19 protein-coding genes are annotated in these 24337 nt (G+C 70.9%); 15 read left to right on the forward strand and 4 right to left on the reverse strand.

The genetic code is table 11. The features are described 5' to 3' along the window. The first annotated feature begins 369 nt into the window (after positions 1–369). From VQ03_RS24565 to VQ03_RS24595, 7 genes are all read left to right on the forward strand, one after another. Complete coding sequence (locus VQ03_RS24565; RefSeq protein ID WP_048453537.1) at positions 370–1128, forward strand: pyridoxine 5'-phosphate synthase; 759 nt, start codon at positions 370–372, stop codon at positions 1126–1128. Beyond that, entirely contained in the window at positions 1125–1526 is a 402-nt protein-coding gene (gene acpS, locus VQ03_RS24570; protein ID WP_048453538.1) for a holo-ACP synthase, read from the forward strand. Before VQ03_RS24565 ends, acpS begins: the two co-directional genes overlap by 4 nt. Before the next feature lie 155 nt (positions 1527–1681). Beyond that, entirely contained in the window at positions 1682–2473 is a 792-nt protein-coding gene (lepB, locus tag VQ03_RS24575) for a signal peptidase I (protein ID WP_048453539.1), read from the forward strand. A gap of 123 nt (positions 2474–2596) precedes the next feature. Continuing rightward, positions 2597–3307, forward strand: coding sequence for a ribonuclease III (gene rnc, locus VQ03_RS24580; RefSeq protein WP_048453559.1), 711 nt, complete (start codon positions 2597–2599; stop codon positions 3305–3307). Beyond that, positions 3304–4260: a GTPase Era gene (gene era, locus VQ03_RS24585; RefSeq protein ID WP_048453540.1), complete on the forward strand. Its 957-nt coding sequence runs from the start codon at positions 3304–3306 to the stop codon at positions 4258–4260. Before rnc ends, era begins: the two co-directional genes overlap by 4 nt. Then, a complete protein-coding gene (locus VQ03_RS24590) occupies positions 4260–5189 on the forward strand; it encodes a class I SAM-dependent methyltransferase (protein WP_083468199.1) in 930 nt (309 codons plus the stop codon). The genes era and VQ03_RS24590 overlap by 1 nt, the downstream gene beginning before the upstream one ends. Continuing rightward, positions 5186–5935 (forward strand): pseudouridine synthase, encoded by a 750-nt coding sequence (locus VQ03_RS24595; protein WP_048453542.1) that lies wholly within the window; start codon positions 5186–5188, stop codon positions 5933–5935. The genes VQ03_RS24590 and VQ03_RS24595 overlap by 4 nt, the downstream gene beginning before the upstream one ends. 82 nt (positions 5936–6017) lie before the next feature. On the opposite strand, the gene VQ03_RS35320 is transcribed toward VQ03_RS24595, so the two are convergent. The 3 genes from VQ03_RS35320 to VQ03_RS24600 all read right to left on the reverse strand — a co-directional run bounded on the left by VQ03_RS35320 (position 6018) and on the right by VQ03_RS24600 (position 8838). Beyond that, on the reverse strand, positions 6018–6317 hold the full coding sequence (locus VQ03_RS35320) for a GIY-YIG nuclease family protein (protein ID WP_425350089.1): 300 nt from the start codon (positions 6315–6317) through the stop codon (positions 6018–6020). A gap of 18 nt (positions 6318–6335) precedes the next feature. Continuing rightward, complete coding sequence (locus VQ03_RS34360; protein WP_208605551.1) at positions 6336–6833, reverse strand: hypothetical protein; 498 nt, start codon at positions 6831–6833, stop codon at positions 6336–6338. A 385-nt stretch (positions 6834–7218) separates the two neighbouring features. After that, positions 7219–8838: an ABC transporter substrate-binding protein gene (locus VQ03_RS24600; RefSeq protein WP_048453543.1), complete on the reverse strand. Its 1620-nt coding sequence runs from the start codon at positions 8836–8838 to the stop codon at positions 7219–7221. A 251-nt stretch (positions 8839–9089) separates the two neighbouring features. Between VQ03_RS24600 and ahcY the strand changes: the two genes are divergently transcribed. From ahcY to trxA, 8 genes are all read left to right on the forward strand, one after another. Then, on the forward strand, positions 9090–10496 hold the full coding sequence (gene ahcY, locus VQ03_RS24605) for an adenosylhomocysteinase (protein ID WP_048453544.1): 1407 nt from the start codon (positions 9090–9092) through the stop codon (positions 10494–10496). Positions 10497–10865: 369 nt separating this feature from the next. After that, positions 10866–13337, forward strand: coding sequence for a sensor histidine kinase (locus VQ03_RS24610; RefSeq protein WP_048453545.1), 2472 nt, complete (start codon positions 10866–10868; stop codon positions 13335–13337). 203 nt (positions 13338–13540) lie between these two features. Then, positions 13541–15070 (forward strand): tRNA (adenosine(37)-N6)-threonylcarbamoyltransferase complex ATPase subunit type 1 TsaE, encoded by a 1530-nt coding sequence (gene tsaE, locus VQ03_RS24615; RefSeq protein ID WP_245292184.1) that lies wholly within the window; start codon positions 13541–13543, stop codon positions 15068–15070. Positions 15071–15098: 28 nt separating this feature from the next. Beyond that, positions 15099–15842, forward strand: a complete 744-nt coding sequence (locus tag VQ03_RS24620) for a nucleotidyltransferase family protein (protein WP_048453547.1) — start codon at positions 15099–15101, stop codon at positions 15840–15842. Positions 15843–16112: 270 nt separating this feature from the next. Next, positions 16113–16610 (forward strand): GNAT family N-acetyltransferase, encoded by a 498-nt coding sequence (locus tag VQ03_RS24625; protein WP_048453548.1) that lies wholly within the window; start codon positions 16113–16115, stop codon positions 16608–16610. Next, a complete protein-coding gene (gene addB, locus VQ03_RS24630; protein ID WP_048453549.1) occupies positions 16607–19738 on the forward strand; it encodes a double-strand break repair protein AddB in 3132 nt (1043 codons plus the stop codon). The genes VQ03_RS24625 and addB overlap by 4 nt, the downstream gene beginning before the upstream one ends. A gap of 138 nt (positions 19739–19876) precedes the next feature. Further along, positions 19877–23332, forward strand: a complete 3456-nt coding sequence (gene addA, locus VQ03_RS24635) for a double-strand break repair helicase AddA (protein ID WP_048453550.1) — start codon at positions 19877–19879, stop codon at positions 23330–23332. A gap of 141 nt (positions 23333–23473) precedes the next feature. Then, positions 23474–23794 carry a thioredoxin gene (trxA, locus tag VQ03_RS24640; RefSeq protein ID WP_048453551.1) on the forward strand — a complete coding sequence of 107 codons (321 nt, stop codon included), beginning with the start codon at positions 23474–23476 and terminating at the stop codon, positions 23792–23794. A gap of 159 nt (positions 23795–23953) precedes the next feature. On the opposite strand, the gene VQ03_RS24645 is transcribed toward trxA, so the two are convergent. Further along, positions 23954–24307, reverse strand: coding sequence for a hypothetical protein (locus VQ03_RS24645; RefSeq protein WP_053078720.1), 354 nt, complete (start codon positions 24305–24307; stop codon positions 23954–23956). Positions 24308–24337: the final 30 nt, after the last annotated feature.

Here is a 24337-nt window from a genome sequence, read left to right on the forward strand (position 1 = left end):
GGGGAGGAACGCGGCGAAGTTGTGGGGGCGGAGCGGCAGGGGCAGCCGGGCGGGCGCATCACAGCCGCGGTCGAGCCGTCGAGCAGACATCGTGGGCCTCCGGGGCGGGCGCGGCGGCCCGCCCGAGCATCGGTCGTCGGGTTGTCGCGGCGGGGCCTTGCGCCGGGCGGGCATCCGGCCCCGCGCCGCGGAACGGCTACAGTGCGGTGCACCGGGCGAGGTGTCCAGGCGAATGCCCCGCCTGCCCGCGCTTTCTCGGGGGAGTGTTGTTGCACATACGGGCGGCTGGCGGCACCCGGTGGCCCACGCTACATCGCGGATGGTCCCGACAGAGCCCGCCCGACAGACCCCGTCCGAGAAGCCCGCCCGATGCCCGCCTCGCCTCTCCGCCTCGGCGTCAACGTCGATCACGTCGCCACCCTTCGCAACGCCCGCGGCGGCACGATGCCGGATCCGGTGCGCGCCGCGCACGCGGCGATCGCGGCCGGGGCCGACGGCATCACCGCCCATCTGCGCGAGGACCGCCGCCACATCCGCGACGCCGACATGGAACGGCTGCGGCGCGAGATCGACCGGCCGCTCAACTTCGAGATGGCGGTGACCGACGAGATGATGGGGATCGTCCTGCGCCTGAAGCCGCACGCCGCCTGCCTGGTGCCGGAGAAGCGCGAGGAGCGCACCACCGAGGGCGGGCTCGACATCATCGGCGGCCGCGAGCACCTCGCGCCCGCCATCGCGCGCCTGAACGCGGCGGGGGTGCGGGTCTCGCTGTTCGTCGAGCCCGAGGTGCACGTGATGGACGCCGCCCGCGCCCTGGGCGCGCCGGTGGTCGAGCTGCATACCGGCACCTATTGCGAGGCGGTCATCGCCGGGGATCCGGAGCGGATCCGGGTCGAGCTCGCCCGCCTCGCCCGCGCGGCCGCGCATGGCGGCGGCCTCGGGCTCGAGATCCATGCCGGCCACGGCCTCACGGTCGAGAGCGTCGGCCCGGTGGCGGCCTTGCCGCAGGTGCGCGAGCTCAATATCGGCCACGCCCTGATGGCGGAGGCGATCTTCGACGGGCTGCCCGCCGCGATCCGGGGGATGCGGGCCGCCATGGAGGCCGGCCGCGCGGGGACGGCCGCATGATCGTCGGCATCGGCTCCGACCTCTGCGACATCCGCCGCATCGAGCGCTCGCTGGAGCGTTTCGGCGACCGCTTCACCCACCGGGTGTTCACCGAGGGCGAGCGCGCCCGCAGCGACCGGCGCGCCGCCCGCGCGCCGTCCTATGCACGGCGCTTCGCCGCCAAGGAGGCCTGCTCCAAGGCCCTCGGGACCGGCATGAGCCAGGGCGTGTTCTGGCGCGACATGGAGGTGGTGAACCTGCCCGGCGGCCGGCCGACCCTGCGGCTCACCAACGGCGCGGCGGAACGCCTCGCCGCCCTGATACCCCCGGGCCACCGCCCGGTCGTGCACGTGACGCTGACCGACGATCCGCCGCTGGCCCAGGCCTTCGTGATCATCGAGGCTCTCCCGGAGCGCTGACAGGTTCCTCCGACAGGTGATTCGCCCCTGCTCGCCGCGCCGCGTTGCGGGCGGGCAAGCGTTGGTCTAGACCCCCCGCACCGCGCAAACAGCCGGCCGCGTGCCCTCGGCGGGTGCCCAGGCGACATCTGCACGGACCGCCGGAGAGAACGAGCATGGATCGCGCACGCACGGACCAGGACCTGAAACGCGGCAAGGATGCCGGCCTCTGGGACTCGATCAAGGAGACCGTGAAGGTCGGCCTCCAGGCGCTGCTGATCGCCGTCGTGGTCCGCACCCTGCTGTTCCAGCCGTTCAACATCCCGTCCGGTTCGCTGATCCCGACCCTCTTGATCGGCGACTACCTGTTCGTATCGAAATACTCCTACGGCTACTCCAAGTACTCGCTTCCCTTGAGCGAGTACCTGCCGATTGAGGCCAAGGGCCGGATCTGGGGCGCGGCGCCCAAGCAGGGCGACATCGCCGTGTTCAAGCTGCCGAAGGACAACGCCACCGACTACATCAAGCGGGTGATCGGCCTGCCGGGCGACCGGATCCAGGTGATCGAGGGCGTGCTCAACATCAACGGCCGGCCGGTCAAGCGCGAGCGCATCGCCGATTATTCGACCACCGACGCTTTCGGCCAGCCGACCCTGGTGCCGCAATACCGCGAGACCCTGCCCAACGGCGTCACCCACGAGATCATCGAGCGCGACGGCGACCGCGGCCTGTGGGACAATACCCAGGTCTACACCGTGCCGCCGAACCACTTCTTCATGATGGGCGACAACCGCGACAATTCCACCGATTCCCGCGATCTCGGCAATGTCGGCTACGTGCCGTTCGAGAACCTGATCGGCCGGGCCGAGGTGATCTTCTTCTCGATCGACGAGGGCGCCGCCGCCTGGCAGATCTGGAACTGGCCGTGGACGGTGCGCTGGAACCGCCTGTTCAAGCCGATCCACTGACAGGAGGCCGGGAGCTTGAGCGCCGCTGACGCGAACCCGCAGGCCGACGAGCCCGCCCAGAGCGCCGGACATCCGGGCGGACATCCGGGGCCGGGGGAGGCGCCGCCGCGGCGCAAGCGCGGGATGCGGCGCCGGCCCGACCTCTCCGTGCTGGAGGAGCGCATCGGCCACCGCTTCGCCGACCGCGACCTGCTGGTGCGGGCGCTCACCCATGTCAGCGCGACCAACGGCCGGGGCAGCTACCAGCGCCTCGAGTTCCTCGGCGACCGGGTGCTCGGCCTCGCGGTGGCCGACGGCCTCTACAACGCCCTGCCGGGCGCCGACGAGGGCGACCTGTCGCGGCGCCTGTCGAGCCTGGTGCGGCGCGAGAGCTGCGCCATGGTGGCGAATGCCTGGGACGTCGGCCCGCATCTCAACCTCGGCGGCGGCGAGGTCCATGGCGGCGGGCGCCGCAACTCGGCGATCCTCGCCGATGTCTGCGAGGCGATCCTCGGCGCGATCTTCCTCGATGCCGGCTACGGCGCCGCCAAGGCGGTGATCGACCGTGCCTTCGAGGCCGACCGCCAGACGGAAGGCACCCGCAGCCGCGACCCGAAATCCGCGTTGCAGGAATGGGCGCAGGCGCAAGGGTGGCCGACGCCGACCTACGTGGTGGTGGAGCGGGCCGGGCCCGACCACGCGCCGCAATTTCGCATCGAGGCCCGGGTCACCGGCGCCGCGCCCGGCATCGGCATCGGCGGCTCGAAGCGCCTGGCCGAGCAGACGGCCGCGCGCGCGCTGCTGGTGCGCGAGGGGCTGTGGACCGGGGACGAGCCCGGGGAGCAACCAGAATGACCGACGACACCACCCCAGACACCCGAGAGACCGGCACCGACGAGAGTGGCCCGCCGCAGGAGACCCGGGCCGGCTTCGTCGCCCTGATCGGGGTGCCGAATGCCGGCAAGTCGACCCTGCTCAACAGCCTCGTCGGCACCAAGGTGTCGATCGTCTCGCGCAAGGTGCAGACCACCCGCGCCCTGGTGCGCGGCATCGCCATGGAGGGCGCGGCGCAGATCGTGCTCGTCGACACGCCCGGCATCTTCGCGCCCAAGCGCCGCCTCGACCGGGCGATGGTGACCTCCGCCTGGAGCGGCGCGGCCGATGCCGACGCGGTCTGCCTGCTGATCGACGCCCGCAAGGGGGTGGACGAGGAAGTCGATGCGATCCTCAACCGCATGCCGGAGCTGAAGCGCCCGAAATACCTGGTGCTCAACAAGATCGACCTGATGCCCCGCGAGCGCCTGCTGGCGCTCGCCGCCGCCCTCAACGAGCGGGTGTCGTTCGAGCGCATCTTCATGATCTCGGCGCTCACCGGCGACGGGGTGGACGACCTGCGCCGCGAGCTCGCCACCCGGATGCCCCCGAGCCCCTGGCTCTACCCCGAGGACCAGGTCTCCGACGCGCCCCTGCGCATGCTCGCCGCCGAGATCACCCGGGAGAAGATCTACGACCGGCTGCACGAGGAACTGCCCTATTCCTCGACCGTCGAGACCGACCAGTGGCAGGTCCGGCCCGACGGCTCGGTGCGGATCGAGCAGACCATCTTCGTCGAGCGCGAGAGCCAGCGGAAGATCGTGCTCGGCAAGGGCGGGCAGACCATCAAGGCCATCGGCCAGGCCGCGCGGATCGACATCGCCGAGGCGGCGGAGGCGAAGGTCCACCTGTTCCTGTTCGTGAAGGTGCGGGAGAACTGGGCCGACGATCCGGAGCGCTACCGCGAGATGGGCCTGGAATTCCCCCGCGGCTGATCCCTGTGACCGACCCGACCTCCGCCCGCCCGGGCGTCTACGGCCACCCGCCCGCCGACCTCGTCGAGGTGCCGGGCGATGCCTTGCAGCTCTCGCCCCTCGTGCCCGGAAGCGCCGCCCTGGAGGATCTAGTCCCGGGCTCGCTCCCCGGCCTGACCGTGCTGGCCCCGCCCGGCACCCTGGAGCGCCGCCACGCCCTGGCGCTGGCCCTGCGGGCGCTCGCGCCCGGCGCGCCCCTCACCGTGCTCGCCCCGAAGGACCGGGGCGGCTCGCGGCTCGCCCGCGAACTCTCGGGTTTCGGCTGCCGCCTCGACGAGAGCGCGAAGAGCCACCACCGCATCGTCCGGACTTTGCGGCCCGACGCGCCGACCGGGCTCGACGAGGCGATCAGTGAGGGCGCGCCGCGTCGCCTCGACGACATCGGCCTGTGGACGCAACCCGGCATCTTCTCGTGGAACCGGATCGATCCCGGCACCGCCCTGCTGATCGAGACTCTGCCGGCGCTGTCGGGACGCGGCGCCGATCTCGGTTGCGGCCTGGGCATCCTCGCCCATGCCGTGCTCGCTTCGCCCAAGGTGACGGCGCTTGCCCTCGTCGACAACGATCGCCGGGCGGTCGAGGCATCCCGGCGCAACGTCGACGATCCGCGCGTGACGGTCAAATGGGCCGATGCCCGTGCCGCCGATGCGGTGCCGGAGCGCCTGGACTTCGTGGTGATGAACCCGCCCTTCCACGATGGCGGCGCCGAGGACCGGGCCCTCGGCCAAGCCTTCATCCGCCGCGCCGCCGCCGCCTTGCGGCCGGGCGGGACGCTCTGGCTCACCGCCAACACCCACCTGCCCTACGAGGCGACGCTGGCGGAGGTGTTTCGCGAGGTGACGCCCCGGGCCGCCGCGCAGGGCTACAAGATCCACGAGGCGCGCAAATGAGCGGCAAGGCGAAGGTCGCGTCGGTCCGGCTCGACCGGCTGCTCGCCAATCTCGGCTACGGCTCGCGCCGCGAGATCCAGATGCTGGCCCGGGCTGGGACGATCGTGCTCGACGGCACTCCGTTGCGCGACGCCGACCAGCGCATCGCCCTCGACCCGGACCTGCCGGGCCGCCTCACCGTCCAGACCAAGCCCCTCGACCCCCTGCCGGGCGTGGCCCTGATGCTGCACAAGCCGCTCGGCGTCACCTGCTCGCACAAGGAAGCGGGCCCGCTGATCTACGGTCTGCTTCCGCCGCGCTGGCGCCGCCGCGAGCCGCCGCTCTCGACCGTCGGCCGCCTCGACAAGGAGACCTCCGGCCTCCTGCTGCTGACCGACGACGGCGCGCTGCTGCACCGGATCATCTCGCCGAAGGCCAGCGTCTCGAAGCGTTACCAGGTGACGCTGGACCGGCCCTTGCGCGGGGACGAGGGCGCGATCTTTTCCTCCGGCACGCTGATGCTGGAGGGCGAGGAGAAGCCGCTGCTGCCGGTGACCCTGGAAGTTCATGGGCCGACGAGTGCCGCCGTGACGCTGACGGAAGGGCGTTATCACCAGGTCCGGCGGATGTTCGCGGCGGTGGGGAACCACGTCACGGCCCTGCACCGGGACCGGGTCGGCGCGCTGGACCTGCCGGCGGACCTGGAGCCCGGACAGTACAGGGTGATGGGGGAGGGGGATGTGGCGCGGGTGTTCGGCAATGGATAATAAATTAAAACTACCCGTTCTATTTTTTCTGCGTGCCTTATCTTGTCAAGAAATTAGTAATTTAACGCGATAATGGCAAATTCTAATTTTGATTATATCCAAAATCCCCTCTCGTTAAAAGCGCTTCTTTCCAGTGAGACTCGCGCTCAAGGATTATTTTGTCTTCCGTTCGAAAGGGCCAGGTCTCTAGTAGCGTCATTCGGAAATGTTCGCGTGCATAAGATATGCCTCTTTCGGCCATTAGATTGACTAAGGCTGCGTTCCATCCATGACCGGTTGCTGCATAAACTGACCAGCGCGACCATATTCCGACATCATTGTACGCCGATCCAACGTACTTCTTTCCAGTATTTTTATCGACGATTAAATAAACGCCTTTCATATTTTGCAAGGCCGTTTTTCAGTCCAGGCGATCAGTTCTAATAATAGTTTCAAGTGCAGTAAAATCCAAAACTACATTATCGAACCCAGTGAATGGAGCGCCTGAGTACGGTTCTTTTAATATTTCAGAGATACTAATTTTTTCTATGAGATTTTCGAGACAGAATGATTTGCCTTGCCCAATTTCTAGATGGATTTTTAGTCTTCCGATCAGATCGGAGCCTCGGTCGCAGGATGCAATCGTGTAAGACCGCCCGGCTGTTTGCTGTCGTGCAATTACCTCGAATATGCCACCGAAAAGCCAGATCCAGCGTTCCTGATATACGTCTATGAATGAAATGATGTGCCGACGATTAAAATCGTCCTTTTGTCCTCTCCACCTATTCCAATCAACCCAATCCTCTCTGTCACGAGTAAATAAATCTAGCGGTTGGTGCTCGCCGTTCCATCGGGCAGCGTGAAATTTGTAGTCTGATAAAATATCGATATCAAAAATTGATTGCATATTGAGGGGCATATATGGCCTCTATATTATTTAATGACCAAGTGAATCTTGGAGCGCTCAGGATTCAAAAGCACTGAAAGACGCTGACGTGTCTCAAGGCGAAGGCGTAGAAGTCAACCTCATCTGCCGATCCGCCTGCTTTGCCCAGGTCCCATGCCTGCTGCAGCCGATTCACTACCTCGGCCTGAGCCGACTGCCTAACGCATTTTTTCGTCTTCCACGACGACCTCTCATTTGTGCTAGAGTACTTCACGATCGCGTTGCAATCGTAAAGCTCTCTAGGTCTTTGATTTTGCCGCATTTTCTGCGACGAACCGGTATCCACTTCGTCGGAAAATGCTCTAGCGTGTCGACTCACGATTATAGTCGACGCGCTCCGCTTAGACGAGCCGCCCTCTCACCCCAACGTCGTCAGATCCTGGAACCAGTGCTGCGCCTGGGTGTACCCCTTCACCTTGGCCGAGAGGGCATGCGGGTTGGTGTCGTGCACGACCCAGACCTGCACCGCGTCGTCGACCACGATCTCGTGGATGCGCGCCAGCATCCGGTCCTGCTCGGCCGGGTCGAAGCTCGCCCGCACCGCGTCGCAGAGCTTGTCCACCTCCGGGTTGCGGTAGTGGCTCCAGTTCACGCCGGTCGGCGCGACCTGCTTCGAATCGTAGAAGCGCAGGATGGCGTAGAGCGGGTCCGAGGTGACGTAGGCGATGTTGCCGCCGGTGACGCCCTTCAGCGACGGATCGGCGGCGCCCTGGCGCCAGGCGGTGTAGGCCACTTCCAGCTCGACCGCCCGGAACTCCACCGCGATGCCGACCTCGGCCCAGCTCTGCTGCACGAACTCGTTGATCGGCAGCGACAACATCTGGCCCGAACCGCCGGTCGGGATGACGAAGGTCGTCCGCAACGGGTTCTGGACCGAGTAGCCCGCCTCCTTCACCAGCTTGCGCGCGGCATCGATGTCATAGCCGATCTTGAAGCCCGGCTTGCCGAACCACGGGCTGGAAGGCTGCACCTGTCCCGCGGCCGGCGTCGCGAGCCCGCCCAGCAGTGCCACCACGCCGTCACGGTCGATGGCGAGGTTGGCGGCCTTGCGCAGGCGCAGGTCGCGCCACGGGCTGCCCTCCAGCATCGACAGGTGATAGTTCCAGACATGCGGCGTGTCGTTGCCGGTCACCCGCATCCCCGCCGCCTTGAGACGCGGCACCGCGTCGGGAGCGGGCAGCTCGATCAGGTCGGCATTGCCGGAGAGGAGGGCGTTGGCGCGGGCCAGATCCTCCGGGATGCAGGCCAGCGTCAGCTTCGACAGCCGCGGCATGCGCTTCGGGTTCCAGTAGGTCGCGTTCGGCACCAGGTCGAGGCGCACCCGCGGCACCAGGGCGGCCAGCCGATAGGGGCCGGTGCCGGAAGGCTGGAAGGCGAACTTCGTCCAGTCCCGCCCGACCGCCTCGTACTGCGCCGGCGACGAGATCAGGAACCACAGCATCTGGTAGGGAAACAGCGCGTCGACCGCCTTGGTGGTGACCAGCACCGTCATGGCGTCGAGCTTCTTGTAGGAGGCCACCGAGGGCAGGCGCGGGCGCACCTGCGAGGCCTGCCGCTGGTCGTAATGCGGTGCCTTGGCGTCGAGCACCTTGTCGAAGTTCCAGATCACCGCGTCGGCATCGAACCCCGACCCGTCGTGGAATTTCACGCCCTCGCGCAGGCGGAAGACCCAGTTGCGGCGGTCCGCGGCGTCGCTCTCCCAGGAGGTGGCCAGCCCCGGCACCAGCTTGCCCGGCCGGTCGGCGACGTCGAGCTCCCAGGCGACCAGGGGATCGTAGAGGGTGAGTCCGGTGAACTGGTAGCCGCCCGCGCCCCGGTCCGGCTGGCCGGTGGTGAGCGGCAGGTCGAACAGCGAGATGCCGTAGGTCAGGCTGCCGGACGCGGTCCCTTCGGCTAAGACGGCGCCGGTCGGCCCGAGCGCCGCGAGGGCCGAGGCGCCGGCGAGCAACTGGCGGCGCGAGAGGGAGGCGTGATGCATCGAAAGAACCCTGGCTGGCATGCGGCCCGTCCGGCCGCGTTACGCGCCTGACGTCTGCAAGAGTCATGCTGCGAGAGGCGCGCAAGGCAGCGAGAGGCGCGCCAGGCAGGTGGGGGGTCGCGGGGACCCGGCGGGCGGGCGCCGGCCCACCTTCGAACCGGTCGCATAAAGACATCTTTATATCTTGATTGCCTCCCCGCCGGGGGGCTGCTATAGGCCCCACCGAACCGGCCGACACGGGAGACCGACCAATGCCGAGCACGAACGACTACATCGTCAAGGACATCGCCCTCGCCGATTTCGGCCGCAAGGAGATCGCGATCGCCGAGACCGAGATGCCCGGCCTGATGGCCGTGCGCGAGGAATACGCCGCGAGCCAGCCGCTGAAGGGCGCCAAGATCGCCGGCTCGCTGCACATGACGATCCAGACGGCGGTGCTGATCGAGACCCTGAAGGCTCTCGGCGCCGACATCCGCTGGGTGTCGTGCAACATCTACTCGACCCAGGACCACGCCGCCGCCGCCATCGCCGCCGCCGGCATCCCGGTCTTCGCCATCAAGGGCGAGACCCTGAAGGATTACTGGGACTACACCGCCAAGCTGTTCGAGTGGCATGACGGCGGCATGCCGAACATGATCCTCGACGACGGCGGCGACGCCACGATGTTCGTGCATCTGGGCCTGCGCGCCGAGCAGGGCGACACCGCCTTCCTCGACAAGCCGGGCTCCGAGGAGGAGGAGATCTTCTTCGCGCTCTTGAAGCGTATGCTGGCCGAGAAGCCGAAGGGCTGGTTCGCCGGCCTCGCCGACGCGATCAAGGGCGTCTCGGAGGAGACCACCACCGGCGTGCACCGCCTGTACCTGCTCGCCAAGGAGGGCAAGCTCCTCTTCCCGGCGATCAACGTCAACGATTCGGTCACCAAGTCGAAGTTCGACAACCTCTACGGCTGCCGCGAATCGCTGGTCGACGGCATCCGCCGCGGCACCGACGTGATGATGGCCGGCAAGGTCGCGATGGTCGCGGGCTTCGGCGACGTCGGCAAGGGCTCGGCCGCCTCGCTCCGCAACGCCGGCTGCCGCGTCCTGGTCTCGGAGGTCGACCCGATCTGCGCGCTCCAGGCCGCGATGGAGGGCTACGAGGTCACCACCATGGAGGATGCCGCCCCGCGCGCCGACATCTTCGTCACCGCGACCGGCAACAAGGACGTCATCACCCTCGACCACATGCGGGCGATGAAGGACCGGGCCATCGTCTGCAACATCGGCCACTTCGACAACGAGATCCAGGTCGCGGGTCTCAAGAACCTGAAGTGGCAGAACATCAAGCCGCAGGTCGACGAGATCGAGTTCGCCGACGGCCACCGCATCATCCTCCTGTCGGAGGGCCGCCTGGTGAACCTCGGCAACGCCATGGGCCACCCGTCCTTCGTGATGTCGGCCTCCTTCACCAACCAGACGCTCGCCCAGATCGAGCTCTGGACCAACCAGGGCAAGTACGACAAGAAGGTCTACACCCTGCCCAAGGCCCTCGACGAGAAGGTCGCGGCGCTGCATCTCGAGAAGATCGGCGTCAAGCTGACCAAGCTGCGCGACGATCAGGCTGCCTATATCGGCGTCAGCCAGTTCGGCCCGTTCAAGCCCGATCACTACCGTTACTGATAAGGTTCCCATCACGTCGTGATGGAATCGGGAGCCCGGCCGCGAGGCCGGGCTCTTCTTTTCGCGTGCGGGCGTTTGTACGGCGGTTGTATAGTCGTGGCTTGCGTCAATGTTCTTTGTTTGTTCTGAAGCAGGTGTGGCATTTCTGTGCCCTTGACGATGCTCCGTGCCGGCATCGCCGGCCTCCGCCCAATTCCCCTCTTCCGGGCCGAATCCGCACCGCGCTAAACTCCGGGCGAATCTCTGGAGAGGGAGCCGTTCCGCGGTCGCGGGCGGCGCCGGCGTTCATCGAGGCGTAGCGTTCAGGTCGTGAGGCGTGCCGGTCCGGGCGAGGGCCGGTGCGCCGGTACGCGTGGAGACCGACGGATCATGGGGGTTGGACGTACGCCGCGGCGGCTCGGCGGCCGCGCGGGTGCCGGCATCTTGGGCGGCGCGCTCGGCCTCGCGGCCGCCGCCCAGGCGGCGGAGACCGCCCCGGGCCTGCACGCGCACAACGCCGTGGGCTTCGCGGTGCTGATCGGCCTGACGATCTTCGCCACCATCCTGTCGCTGCTCTACCTGCGCGAGCGAGCCCGCTGGGCCCGGCGCGAGCACACCCTGACCGCCGAGCTCGCCGAGCTGCGCGGCGCCCACGACCGGGCCGAGCTGCTGCTCGGCTCCGAACCGCAGGTGGTGGTGACCTGGGACGCCCGCGGCGAGCCGCTGGTCGAGGGCGATGTCGGCATCACGGCGGACGGGGCGCGGCCGGGCTCGGTCCGCCGGGTGCTCGCCTTCGGGGCCTGGCTCGTCCCCGGTGACGCCGCCGCCCTCGATTCGGCGGTCGAGAGCTTGCGCGGGCGCGGCGAGCGCTTCCGCCGCACGGTCCACACGGTCCAGGGCCGCACCATCGAGGCGATGGGCCAGGCGGTGGGCGGCCAGGCGCTCCTGCGCCTGCGCGAGCTCACCGGCGAGCGCCGGGAGCTGGTCGAGCTGCGCGCCACCCTGGAGGAGGCCCGCCACGGCCTGGGGGCGCTCGCCGGGCTTCTCGACGCGATCCCGCAGCCGGTCTGGCGCCGCGGCCGCGACGGGCGGCTGGCCTGGGCCAATGCCGCCTACCTCGCCGCGGCGGAAGCCGCCGACGTTGCCCAGGCGGTGCGCGAGGGGGTGGAGCTGCTCGAGCGCCAGGCCCGCGAGGAGGCGGAGCGCCGCCGCTCCCGCGGCATCCCCGGTCCGCTGCGGGTCTCCGCCGTGGTGGCGGGCGCGCGCCGCACCCTCGACGTGACCGAGGTGGCGACCGAGGCCGGCACCGTCGGCATCGCGGTCGACGTGTCGGAGCTCGAGCGGCTGCGCGCCGACCTGCAGCGCCAGATGGACGCCAACGTCCGCACCCTCGACCAGCTGCCCACCGCCGTCGCGATGTTCGACGCGCGCCAGCAGCTGATCTTCCACAACGCCGCGTACCGCCAGCTCTGGGACCTCGACCCCGCCTTCCTGGAGGGGCAGCCCCTCGACGGCGAGATCCTCGACACCCTGCGCAACGCCCGCAAGCTGCCCGAGCAGGCGGATTTCCGCACCTGGAAGTCCGGGGTGCTCGCCGCCTACCGGGCCGCGGAGGCGCAGGAGACCTGGTGGCACCTGCCCGACGGGCGGACGCTCCGCGTCCTCGCCGACCCGAACCCGCAAGGGGGGCTCACCTACCTGTTCGAGGACGTGTCCGAGCGGGTCCACCTCGAATCGCGCTACAACGTGCTGATGCAGGTGCAGAGCGAGACGCTCGACACCCTGCGCGAGCCGGTGGCGGTGTTCGGCACCGACGGGCGGCTGAAATTCGCCAACCGGGCCTTCGCCCAGGTCTGGCGCATCGGCCCGGAGATGCTGGAGGTCCAGCCCCATATCGACCAGGTGATCGCGGTCTGCCGCACCTTGAGCCCGGCCGAGGAGCCGTGGGCGCAGATCCGCGAGGCGGTGACCGGCCTGGTGGACGCCCGCCGCGGCCTCGCCTGCCGGCTGGCGCTGGCCGACGGCACCATGCTCGACTGCGCCGCCGAGCCGCTGCCCGACGGCGCGACGCTCCTCACCCACATCGACGTGACGGCAAGCGTCAACGTCGAGCGGGCGCTGACCGACAAGAACGAGGCCCTGGAGCGCACGACGCGGCTGCGCGACGAGTTCGTGCACCACGTCTCCTACGAGCTGCGCTCGCCGCTCACCAACATCATCGGCTTCACCGAACTGCTCGGCGACGAGACCGTCGGCGCCCTCAACCCGCGCCAGCGCGAATATGCCGACCACATCATGCGCTCCTCGGCGGCGCTCCTCGTCATCATCAACGACATCCTCGACCTCGCCTCGATCGATGCCGGCTCGATGGAGCTGACGCGCGAGCGGGTCGACGTGCAGACCACCATCGCGGCGGCGGTGCGGGGCATCGGCGACCGCCTGGCGGAGGCCGACATCGCCCTCGTCCTCGACGTGCCGGCCGACATCGGCAGCTTCGTCGCCGACGGCAAGCGCATCCGCCAGATCCTGTTCAACCTGCTCTCCAACGCGGTCGGCTTCTCGGCCCCGGGCCAGCAGGTCCGGGTCTGCGCCCGCAAGGACGGCGAGAGCCTGGTGCTGGAGGTGGTCGACCAGGGCCGCGGCATGCCGCCCGAGGTGATGGCGCGGGTCTTCGAGCGCTTCGAGAGCAACACCCTCGGCACCCGCCACCGCGGCGTGGGCCTCGGCTTGTCGATCGTGCGCTCCTTCGTCGAGCTGCATGGCGGGCGCATCGACATCGCGTCCTCCCCCGGCGCCGGGACCCGGGTCACCTGCACCTTCCCGGTCGGTGACGGGGAGGTCCATCTGGCGGCGGCCGAATAGCCGGCAGGGCGGCCGCCGCGACGGTGTGTTTCGTGCCGGCGGGTGACGGAGTCAGGAAATTCCGGCACCTTGCGCGCGTTATGTCGGGCGCGCTGTCGCACGGCCCCGGGAAGCGCCGGGAAAGGTTAAGGTTCATGGGCTATCAAGGGGCTCGACGCCCGGACGGGCCCGTGAGCGAGGATGGCGGAGTGGACCAGGAGGGCATGGCCGAGCGCACACCCTGGGAGATCGTGCTGCCGGACGAGAGCGCGACCGAGGATCTCGGCCGTTTCCTCGCCGAGATCCTGCGGCCCGGTGACCTGGTGGCGCTCTCCGGCGGGCTCGGCGGCGGCAAGACGACGCTGGCCCGGGCGATCATCCGCGAGGTCGTCGGCGATCCGAAGCTCGAAGTGCCGAGCCCGACCTTCACGCTCGTGCAGCCCTATGAGGGCCGTGACGGGCAGGCGGTGGTCCATGCCGACCTCTACCGCCTGCGCGGGTCCGACGAGCTGGTCGAGCTCGGCTTCGACGAGCTGACCGATCGGGCGATCGCCCTCGTCGAGTGGCCGGACCGGCTGCCGCCGCGCCACGGCCCGACGCTCGCCATCGACCTCTCCCTCAAGCCCGAATTCGGCGACGATGCGCGCCTCGCCCGCCTGATCGGCGGCGGAGGCCTCGGCGGCCGGCTGATGCGGGCCCGCGCCTTGCGCGTCCTCCTCGACCGCTCCGGCTGGGGCGAGGCCGAGCGCACCCACATGCAGGGCGACGCGTCGAGCCGGTCCTACGAGCGCCTGATCAACCCGGACGGCACCAGGGCCGTGCTGATGATCTCGCCGCCGAAGCCCGACGGGCCGCCTTTGCGGGACGGCAAGCCCTACAGCGCCATCGTCCACCTCGCCGAGAGCGTGCACGCCTTCGTGGCCATGGATCGCGGCCTGCGGGCCCTGGGGCTCAGCGCGCCCAAGATCCTCGGCGAGGACCTGGAGGCGGGGCTCCTGATCCTGGAAGACCTCGGCACCGAGCCGGTGATCGACCAGAACGGCCCTCGCCCCGAGCGCTACGCCGAGGCCGTGAAGGTGCTGGCGCGCCTGCACGGCACGACCCTGCCCGCCGTGCTGCCGGTGGCCGAGGGCCGCGACCACGTGCTGCCGCCTTACGACCGCGAGGCCCTGCTGTTCGAGGCCGAGCTCCTGCCCGAATGGTACGCGCCCTTCATCGCCAACTCGCCGCTGGCGCCGGCCGCCCGGGCCTCCTTCGTGGCGGCCTGGAGCGAGGCCTTGGACGGCCTGGAGGGCGAGGCCCGGACCTGGACCCTGCGCGACTACCACTCGCCCAACCTGATCTGGCTGCCCGAGCGCGACGGGATCGAGCGCATCGGCCTCATCGACTTCCAGGACGCGGTGCTGGGCCACCCGGCCTACGACGTCGCCTCGCTCCTCCAGGATGCGCGGGTCGATGCCAGCGCCGAGTTCGAGCTGCGCCTGCTCGGCCTCTACGCCCGCGAGCGCAAGTTGCGCGACCCCGAGTTCGACGTGCAGGGCTTCGCCCGCGCCTATGCGGTGCTGGGGGCCCAGCGCGCCACCAAGATCCTCGGCATCTTCGCCCGCCTCGACCGGCGCGACGGCAAGCCGGGCTACCTCGCCCACCTGCCGCGCATCGAAGGCTACCTCGCCCGCAATCTCGCCCACCCGGCGCTCGCCCGCGTCAGGGCCTGGTACGCCGCGCATCTGCCGCGCCTCTGCCCCGAACCCTGACCGCCCCGTGTCACGAACCCCATCCGCGATGACCGATTTCTCGAGCAATGCCGTGACGCGCGCCTTCGTGCTGGCCGCGGGCCTCGGCAAGCGCATGCGCCCGATCACCGCCACCACGCCCAAGCCCCTGGTCGAGGTCGCCGGCAAGTCGCTGGTCGACTACGCCCTCGACCGGGTGGCCGAGGCCGGGATCCCGGAGGCGGTGGTGAACGTGCATTACCTCGCCGACCTGATGGAGGCGCATCTGGTGCGCCGCCGCGGCCCGCCGCTCATCACGATCTCGGACGAGCGCGGGACGCTGCTCGAGACCGGCGGCGGGGTGAAGAAGGCGCTGCCGCATCTCGGCGCGGCGCCCTTCATGGTGCTGAACTCCGATTCGTTCTGGCTCGAAGGGCCGCAGCCGAATCTCGGCCGCCTGGTCGCCGCCTGGGAGCCGGAGCGGATGGACATGCTGCTGCTGCTGGCCTCCGCCGCCACCAGCCTCGGCTATGACGGGCCGGGCGACTTCCACATGGACAAGGAAGGACGCCTGACCCGCCGGGCCGAGCGCGAGGTCGCGCCCTTCGTCTATGCCGGCGTCGCGATCCTGAAGCCCGAGCTGTTCGCCGACACGCCGGAGGGCTCGTTCTCCCTCAACCTGCTGTTCGACCGCGCCATCGCGGCCGAACGCCTGTTCGGGCTTCGCCTCGACGGGCAATGGCTGCATGTCGGCACCCCCGAGGCCCTGCGCGACGCCGAGGAGCGGGTGAAGGCGAGTGCGACGCAGCCGTAAGGGGGCGTGCGGCTGATCCGGACCGGCTGCTGGTCGAGTCGGCTGCCCGCATCCAACCCCGCCATCGTCATCCCGGGGCCGCGCGGCGGAACCCGCGCTCCATGACCGCTGACGTTGCTGGTTGAAGCGGAACGCATTCCGCCCGGTTCTGCTTCGTCAGCGGTTATGGATCCGGGTTCTCGCCTTCGGCAGGTCCCGGGATGACGTTCAGGGACGTCGAGAGAGGGCTGGTTCGACTTGGCCACGTCAATCAAGCGCACACGGATCCGCATGCCCCCCGGCTTCTCGATCGGCCCGCTCGACGACCTCACCGCGGTGCTGGCGCTCAACACCGCCCACGCCGCCGAGACCTCGCTGCTCGACGAGGTCGCCCTGAGGGCGCTGATCGAGCAGGCCTTCCTGGCCGCAACCGTCACGGGGCCCGACGGCCTCGCCGCCTTCCTGATCGCCCTCGACCAGGACGCGACCTATGCCAGCCCGAACTTCCGCTGGTTCCAGGCCCGCTACCCGCGCTTCGTCTATGTCGACCGGATCGTCACGGCCCCGGCCTGGAGGGGCCGCGGGCTCGCCCGGGCGCTCTACGAGGACCTGTTCGCGCGAGCCCAGGCCGCCGGTCACGCGCGCATCGCCTGCGAGGTGAACCGCCTGCCGCCCAACCCCGGCTCCGACGCCTTCCACGCCGCCCTCGGCTTCTCCGAAGCCGGCACCGCCGCGATCCATGGCGGGTCCAAGACCGTCCGCTACCTCCTGCGCGAGGCCGCCCGGTGAGCCAAGGCCGCGTCTTCACCATCGCGCCGGGTTCGCGCTTCCTCGACACCTTGGCCGAGGCGCTGCTCTCCGGCCGTCTCGTCGGGGATCTGGCCGGCGGGCCGTTCGGGCTCGCCGCGGTCACCCTCTACCTGCCGACCCGCCGCGCCGCCCGGGCGCTCGCCGCCATCCTCGCCAGGGAATGCGGCCCGGCGGCGCTCCTGCCCCGCATGGTGCCCCTCGGCGAGGCCGACGAGGCGGAGCTCGACCTCCTCTCCGCCCCGCAGGCCGAGCGCCGCGACGACGTCCTGCGCCCGCCGATCCCCGCCCTGGAGCGCCGGCTGATCCTCGCGCGCCTCGTCCAGGCCTGGGCCGGCACGGTCGACCGCCAGCTCCTGCCCCTCGGTGACGAGGTGCCGTTCCGGGTGCCGTCCTCGCCGGCGGACGCGATCGGCCTCGCCGCCGACCTCGAAGGGCTGATGGATTCTCTCACCGTCGAGGGCCTGCCCTGGGAGGACATCGCGGGCGCCGTCGAGGCGGAGCATTCGCGCTACTTCTCCCTCACCCTCGACTTCGTGCGCATCGCCGCCGAGCATTGGCCGGCGATCCTGGCCGATCGCGGGGTCAGCGATCCGGTCCAGCGCGGCCGCGCCCTGGTGCTCGCGGAAGCCGCCCGCCTCACCCGCGAGCGCCCGGCCGACCCGGTGGTCGTCGCCGGCTCGACCGGCTCGGTCCCGGCCACCGCCCGGCTCATCACCGCCATCGCCGGCCTGCCCCGCGGTGCCGTGGTGCTGCCGGGCCTCGACCGCGACCTCGATGCCGCCGGCTGGGCCGCGATCGATCCCGGCGGCGACGGCGAGGCGGCGGCCCACGCCCATCCGCAGGCGGTCCTGCATCGCCTGGTGGGCAAGGGCTTCCTCGCCCTCGACCGGGCCGAGATCATCCCCCTGGGCACCCCGACACCGGCCGCCGCGGCGCGGGCCGGGCTGATGTCGCAGGCCCTGCGCCCGGCCGAGACCACCGATGCCTGGGCCGACCTCGATCCGGCATTCCGACAAACCCTCGCCCGCGACGGGGCTGCCGGGATCCGGGTGGTCGAGGCCGCCGACGAGCGCGAGGAGGCCCTCGCCATCGCGGTGGCCCTGCGCGAGGCCCTGGAGCAGCCGGACCGTACCGCCGCCCTGATCACGCCGGACCGCGCCCTGGCGATCCGGGTCGCGGCCGAGCTCAGGCGCTGGGGCATCGTCGCCGACGATTCGGCGGGCGAGCCCCTGGCCCGCAGCCCGGCCGGGCGCCTGTCGCGGCTCGCCGCCGACGTCGCGGCGCTCGATGCCAAGCCCGAGCGGGTGCTGGCGCTCCTCGCCCATCCGCTGGTGCGCCTCGGGCTGACCCGGGCGGAGGTCGAGCGGGCGGCGAGCGCGCTGGAGATCGGCGTCTTGCGCGGCCCCGCCCCGGCCAAGGGATTCTCGGGCATCGAGCAGGCCCTGGCGCTCGCCCGGACCGAGGAGCGCCCGCACGATCCCCGTCCGCGGCGGCGCCTCGCCCCGGAGGATTGGGCGGCGGCGGAGGACGTGCTGCTGCGCCTCTCGGTCGCCTTCCGGGACTTCTTCGCCGACGAGGACGACGCGCCCGACGACCTCATCGCCATCGCCAGGAACCACCGCGCCGCCTGCGACCTCCTGATGGAGGGGGCCGAGGAGGACGAGGCGGAGCCCGACGCCTCCGTGGCGGTGCTCGACGCCCTGTTCGACGACATGGACATGGCGGAGCCCGGCCTGCTCGCCGGTCGCTTCTCCGACTACCCCGCCTTCTTCACCGCGCTCGCCCGGGAGCGGGTGGTGTCGCGCCGCAATGCCAGCCCGCATCCGCGGCTGCGCATCCTCGGCCTGCTGGAGGCGCGGCTCCTCTCCGTCGACCGGGTGGTGCTCGGCGGCCTCGACGAGGGGGTCTGGCCGCCCAAGGCCGAGACCGACGCCTTCCTCAACCGGCCGATGCGCGGCCGGGTCGGCTTAGCCCCGCCGGAGCGGCGCCTGGGCCAGACCGCGCACGACTTCGTCCAGGCGCTCGGCTGCCCCGACGCGATCATCACCCGGGCGCATAAGCGCGAGGGCGCGCCGACCGTGCCGTCGCGCTTCCTCCAGCGCCTGCGCGCCTTCGCGGGCGAGGACGCCTGGAAGGGGCTGGTGACGGAGGGGCAGCATTTCCGGTCGCTCGCCGCCGCGATCGATGCCGGAACCGCCCCCTTGCCGCCGCGCCTGCGCCGCCCGGCACCCCGGCCCGACCCGGCCCTCTTCCCGCGCTCGCTCAGCGTCACCGAGATCGAGACCCTGGTGCGCGATCCCTACGGGATCTTCGCCCGCCACGTGCTCGGCCTCGACGCGCTCGAGCCGGTGGCGGTGCAGCCGAGCGCCAGCGACCGCGGCACCATCGTGCACGCGGTGCTCGGCGGCTTCGCGGAGCGCTTCCCGGAGGGCCTGCCCGCCCTCGACGAGGCCGACCAGGTTCTCTACGCGCTGGCCGCCGACGCCTTCGCGCCGATCTCCGACGCCTATCCGGAACTCTACGCCGAATGGTGGCCGCGCTTCGTGCGCCTGGCCGAAGCCTTCCTCGCCTGGGAGGCCGAGCGCCGTCCCGGCCTTCGCCGCGTCCACGCGGAAGCCGGCGGGCGCTGGACTCTCGACGTCCCGGGCGGCCACGTCCTGACGCTCCGTGCCCGCGCCGACCGGATCGAGACCCGCCGCGACGGCGGGCACACCATCATCGACTTCAAGACCGGCCAGCCGCCGAGCGCCCGCGAGGTCTTCGCCGGCTTCTCGCCCCAACTGACGCTGGAGGCCGCGATGCTGCGCGCCGGCGCCTTCAAGGGCCTGAAGCCCGCCGCCGAGACGCCGGACCTCCTCTACATCCGCGCCGGCGGCGGCAAGACGCCGCTCGACCCCGCGCCGCTCAAGCCCCCGCGGGGCGACGGACGCACGCTCCCCGAGCTGGTCGACGCCCATGTCGCGGGCCTGCGCCAGCTCGTCGGGGCGTTCATGGCCGGGGAGGCCTCCTACCTGTCCCGGCCCTACCCGAAATACGCCAAGGCCTACTCGGATTACGACCACCTGGCGCGGGTCAGGGAGTGGTCTCTGGTCGAGGGAGAGGAATGAGGGGGGCTTGTTAGTCCCAGTGCCCCCAAAGCCACGCTTTCCGAAATCCCTGTGCATCGCCTCCCGATCCCGCTTGAGGCAACGCCCTGTTGAGTGCGAGCGCGGCAGCATGGCCGTGTGGTCTCGGCGGGAGTGCGGATGGGTATCGAGGGCTTCGTCGTCGACGGGCTGACGCAGGCGGCGCAGCGCCGGGCCGCGGATCCGCGGGCCTCGGCCTGGGTGTCGGCCAATGCGGGGGCGGGCAAGACCAAGGTGCTCACCGACCGGGTGGTGCGCCTGCTGCTGCACGGTGCGGCCCCGGCCAAGATCCTCTGCCTCACCTTCACCAAGGCGGCCGCCGCCAACATGGCGATCCGGGTGTTCGAGCGCCTCGGCCGCTGGGTGACCCTCGACGAGGCGGCGTTGCGCGCGGAGCTGACGGTGCTGGAGGGCGAGGCGCCGGACGGCGCCACCCTGCGGCGGGCGCGGCGCCTGTTCGCGCGGGCGGTCGAGACGCCGGGCGGGCTCAAGATCGAGACCCTGCACGCGCTCTGCGAGCGGCTGCTGCACCTCGTGCCGTTCGAGGCCAACGTGCCGGCCCGCTTCGTGGTGCTGGACGAAGCCCAGACCCGGGAGGCGATCGACCGCACCATCGACAACGTGCTGGCCGACGCGGTCGATGCGCGCCATCAGGAGCTCGCAACGGCGCTGGCCCTCGTCGCCCCCGAGGCGGCGGGCGAGGCCCTGCGCCGGGCGATGACGGCGGCGGTGCAGAATCGCGGCCTGATCGGCCATCCGGACGGGCTGCCGGCCCGCCTCGCCGCCTTGCGCGACGCGCTGGGACTTGCCCCCGACGAGACCCTGGCGGCGATCGAGGCCCGGATGCTCGAAGGCGGGCCGGACCTCGCCGGCCTGATCGAGGCCCTGCGCACGGGCAAGGCCAACGACGAGAAGCGCGCCGACGCGCTGGCGCTCGCGGCCACCGCCACCGGACCGGCCCGGCTGACGCTCACCCTCGCGGCCTTCTTCAAGGACGAAGGCGAGGGCGACCCCTACGCCGCCTCCTCGCTCGGCACCAAGGCGGTGCCGGCGGCGGCCAAGGAGGCGCTGCTGGCCGAGCAGGCCCGGCTCGGCGCCTTGCGCGACCGCCTGAAGGCCGCCCGGGCCTATACCCGCACCGAGGCGCTGTTCACCCTGGCGGCCGAGATCCATCGCCGGATGGAGGCGCAGAAGGCGCGCCTCGGCGCCCTCGATTTCGACGACCTGATCCACAAGACGCTGGACCTGCTGACGCGGGTCGATTCGGCCTGGGTGCTGTACAAGCTCGACCGCGGCGTCGACCACGTTCTGATCGACGAGGCGCAGGACACCAACCCGCAGCAATGGGAGATCCTGCGCCGGATCACCGAGGATTTCTGTGCAGGCGAAGGGGCCCGCGAGGCGGGGAACGGGCTCGCCCGCACCCGCTTCGCCGTCGGCGACCCCAAGCAGTCGATCTACAGCTTCCAAGGAGCCGCGCCGGAGGAATTCGAGACCACGCGGCGGGCCTGGCGGCGGGAATCGGAAGGGGCGGGGTTACCCTTCGCCGATGTCGGCCTCACCCTGTCCTTCCGCTCGGCGATCGGGGTTTTGCGGGCGGTCGACGCCACCTTCGCGATCGGGGACCATTATCGCGGCCTGTCCTTCGGCGACACGGCGGTCGGCACGGTGCATTCCACCGCCCGGGTGCGGGCGCCGGGCCAGATCGAGCTGTGGCCGGTCGAGCGGCCGAGCGCCGAGGAGGAGCCCGATGCCTGGACCCACCCGGTCGACGCGATCGAGGCCGGGGCGCCGGCCCTGGTGGCCGCCCGCCGGGTCGCGAAGGCCGTGCGGCTCTGGACCACGCAAGGCGACGAATCCGGCCGGGTCTGGCGTCCCGGCGAGGTGTTGATCCTGGTGCGCAAGCGCTCGGCGGCCTTCGAGGGCGTGATCCGGGCGCTCAAGGCCGAGGGCGTCCCGGTGGCCGGCCAGGACCGCCTCGACATCGCCGCCCATATCGCGGTCCTCGACCTCGTGGCCGCCGGCCGCGCCGCCCTGCTGCCGCAGGACGACCTGACGCTGGCGACCGCCCTCAAGACGCCGCTCGTCGGCCTCACCGACGAAGACCTCGTCGGCATCGCGGCGGGCCGCGACCCGGCCGAGTCCCTGGTCGCGGCGCTGCGCCGCCGGGCGCAAGCCGGCGATTCGGCGGCGATGCGCGGCGTCGCGGCCCTCGACGGCTGGGCGGCGCTCGCCCGGGCGCATGGGCCGTTCGGCTTCTACGCCGAGCTTCTCGGGCCGCTGGGGGGCCGGGCGCTGCTGGTCCAGCGCCTCGGCGGCGAGGCAGGCGACGCCATCGACGTCTTCCTCACCGCCGCCGCCCAGGCCGAGGCCGGGCCGGACGCCCCCTCGCTCACCGGCTTCCTGTCCCGCTACGCCCCGAGCGGCGGGCGCGATGCCGGCGGCCACACGGTGAAGCGCGACCTCGACTCCGCCCGCGACGAGGTGGGGGTGATGACGGTGCACGGTGCCAAGGGCCTGGAGGCGCCGCTGGTCCTGGTGCTCGACGGCTGCGACGCGCTCGGCCGCGACCCGGCCCTGATCCCGATGCGGCTGAAGGACGGCAGCACCGTGCCGGTCTGGTCGAGCGCCAAGGCCCATGACAGCCCGGCGATCACCGCCGCCCGTGACGCGCTCCACGCCAAGGCCGGGGAGGAGCATAACCGCCTGCTCTACGTCGCCATGACCCGGGCCAAGGACCGGCTGGTGATCGCGCCCTATGCCGGCAACGACAAGGAGACCCCGGCCGAGGCCTGGTGCGAGATGATCCGGCGCGGTCTCGTCGCCGCTTTCGGCGGCGTCGAGGTGGCGGAGATGCCCTATGGCCCGGCGGAGAGCTGGCGCGAGGGCGCCGCCCTCCCGGAGCCGCCCGCCACCACCGTGCCGGTGCCCGAGCCCGAGGCCGTGCCGGACTGGCTCCACCGCCCGGTCGCGATCGAGGCCGAGCCGCTGCCGCCCCTGCGCCCCTCGGGCTTAGGTGCCGCCGACGAGCCGCGCCGCTCGGATGCCCGGTCCAGCGACCCGGCGGCGCGCCGCCGCGGCGTCCTGGTCCATTCCCTGCTGGAGCACCTGCCGGGTCTCGTGCCCGAGCGCCGGCCGGCCGCCGCGGAGGCCTTCGTGGCCGCCCGCGCGCCCGGCCTCGATGCGGGCAGGCGGGCCGCCATCGCCGCGGAGGCCCTGCGGCTCCTCGACGATCCCGACCTCGCGGTGTTGTTCGGGCCCGCGGCCCAGGCCGAGGTGACGCTCGCCGGCAGCATCGTGGTCGGGGGAGTTCTGCGCCCGGTGCATGGCCGGGTCGACCGCATCGCCGTGACGGAGGAGGCGGTCTGGCTCGTCGATTTCAAGACCGGCCGCCCGCCCGCGGAGGGCGCGCCGACGCCCCGGGGCCAGGCGGCGCAGGTCGCGCTCTATGCGCGCCTCCTGGCGACGATCTATCCGGGCCGCGCGCTCCACCCGCTCCTGGCCTGGACCGCCGGCCCGGTCCTGCGCCGCCTCACCCCGGAGGACTGCGCTGCCGCCCTCGACACGCTGGCGTGAGCGACTGTGCGCCGGCACACGGGCAGAGCGGGGATGGCTTGGCCGTTGCGCTTGATCGGTGCCCGCCCGGTTCTTACCTTCACCCTCACGCGGGCCGGTCCGCAGCGTTGGCCGGCTTCTTGACCGAAAAGGATGAGTGCGATGGCGACCGTGAAGGTGACCGACGCGAGCTTCGAGCAGGACGTTCTGCAATCGGCGGAGCCCGTCGTGGTCGATTTCTGGGCCGAGTGGTGCGGCCCCTGCCGTGCGATCGGCCCGGCGCTGGAGGAGATCTCCAGTGAGATGAACGGCCGGGTGAAGATCGCCAAGGTCAACGTGGACGAGAACCCCGAGATCTCGGCCAAGTACGGCATCCGCTCGATCCCGACCCTGATGCTGTTCAAGGGCGGCGAGCTCGCCGGGCAGAAGGTCGGCGCCGCCCCGAAGGGCGACCTGTTCCGCTGGATCCAGGCCAGCGCCTGACCGCACCAGCAGAGACGACGACGGTGAGCCCGGCCCGTGAGGCCGGGCTTTCTTGTCTGGGGCAAGATTGTCCGTTGATCGGTCCGTAGACCGACAAGGCGCGGGATCCCGTTTCCCGTGTGGGAGAGGGGAGAGGCGCTCTCTTTTCACTCGAACGGGTCACCCCCGCCGCAGCAGCGGCCGCGCGCTGCCCGGCCCATAGGCCACCCAGATCGCATCGCAAGCCGCGCGCCGGTCGCGCCGCAGCCGGGCGTCGAGGTCGTCGAGGGCGGCCTGGAGGCGGACGGAGCGGGTCTTCTGGAAGAAGTCGGCGTGGTTGAGCTGCGCCTGCGACGAGAAGGCCCGGAAATGCTCGGCATCGATCCGGACGCCGTCGCAGCGGCGGCTGGCGAGGTCGGCCTCGATCCCGGAGAGCAGGACCGGATCCTGCGGCGTCGCCTGTTCCCGATGCGGCTGGGCCGTCAGGCCGAAGGCGATCCAGGCGATCACGGCGAGGGATGACCGGAGAATCATGGACGGGCTCATGACGCGCGGATGACGAGT

This window comes from Methylobacterium tarhaniae (genome assembly GCF_001043955.1).
GTDB classification, from domain to species: domain Bacteria; phylum Pseudomonadota; class Alphaproteobacteria; order Rhizobiales; family Beijerinckiaceae; genus Methylobacterium; species Methylobacterium tarhaniae.

What these genes read in the sequence shown, in the direction of transcription:
- VQ03_RS24645 (WP_053078720.1), bottom strand. Translation starts at nt 24,307, where the DNA reads ATGATTCTCCGGTCATCCCTCGCCGTGATCGCCTGGATCGCCTTCGGC.
- VQ03_RS24565 (WP_048453537.1), top strand. Translation starts at nt 370, where the DNA reads ATGCCCGCCTCGCCTCTCCGCCTCGGCGTCAACGTCGATCACGTCGCC.
- ahcY (WP_048453544.1), top strand. Translation starts at nt 9,090, where the DNA reads ATGCCGAGCACGAACGACTACATCGTCAAGGACATCGCCCTCGCCGAT.
- VQ03_RS24595 (WP_048453542.1), top strand. Translation starts at nt 5,186, where the DNA reads ATGAGCGGCAAGGCGAAGGTCGCGTCGGTCCGGCTCGACCGGCTGCTC.
- tsaE (WP_245292184.1), top strand. Translation starts at nt 13,541, where the DNA reads ATGGCCGAGCGCACACCCTGGGAGATCGTGCTGCCGGACGAGAGCGCG.
- VQ03_RS35320 (WP_425350089.1), bottom strand. Translation starts at nt 6,317, where the DNA reads ATGAAAGGCGTTTATTTAATCGTCGATAAAAATACTGGAAAGAAGTAC.
- VQ03_RS24600 (WP_048453543.1), bottom strand. Translation starts at nt 8,838, where the DNA reads ATGCATCACGCCTCCCTCTCGCGCCGCCAGTTGCTCGCCGGCGCCTCG.
- VQ03_RS24620 (WP_048453547.1), top strand. Translation starts at nt 15,099, where the DNA reads ATGACCGATTTCTCGAGCAATGCCGTGACGCGCGCCTTCGTGCTGGCC.
- VQ03_RS24625 (WP_048453548.1), top strand. Translation starts at nt 16,113, where the DNA reads ATGCCCCCCGGCTTCTCGATCGGCCCGCTCGACGACCTCACCGCGGTG.
- lepB (WP_048453539.1), top strand. Translation starts at nt 1,682, where the DNA reads ATGGATCGCGCACGCACGGACCAGGACCTGAAACGCGGCAAGGATGCC.
- rnc (WP_048453559.1), top strand. Translation starts at nt 2,597, where the DNA reads ATGCGGCGCCGGCCCGACCTCTCCGTGCTGGAGGAGCGCATCGGCCAC.
- acpS (WP_048453538.1), top strand. Translation starts at nt 1,125, where the DNA reads ATGATCGTCGGCATCGGCTCCGACCTCTGCGACATCCGCCGCATCGAG.
- addA (WP_048453550.1), top strand. Translation starts at nt 19,877, where the DNA reads ATGGGTATCGAGGGCTTCGTCGTCGACGGGCTGACGCAGGCGGCGCAG.
- era (WP_048453540.1), top strand. Translation starts at nt 3,304, where the DNA reads ATGACCGACGACACCACCCCAGACACCCGAGAGACCGGCACCGACGAG.
- VQ03_RS34360 (WP_208605551.1), bottom strand. Translation starts at nt 6,833, where the DNA reads ATGCCCCTCAATATGCAATCAATTTTTGATATCGATATTTTATCAGAC.
- VQ03_RS24610 (WP_048453545.1), top strand. Translation starts at nt 10,866, where the DNA reads ATGGGGGTTGGACGTACGCCGCGGCGGCTCGGCGGCCGCGCGGGTGCC.
- trxA (WP_048453551.1), top strand. Translation starts at nt 23,474, where the DNA reads ATGGCGACCGTGAAGGTGACCGACGCGAGCTTCGAGCAGGACGTTCTG.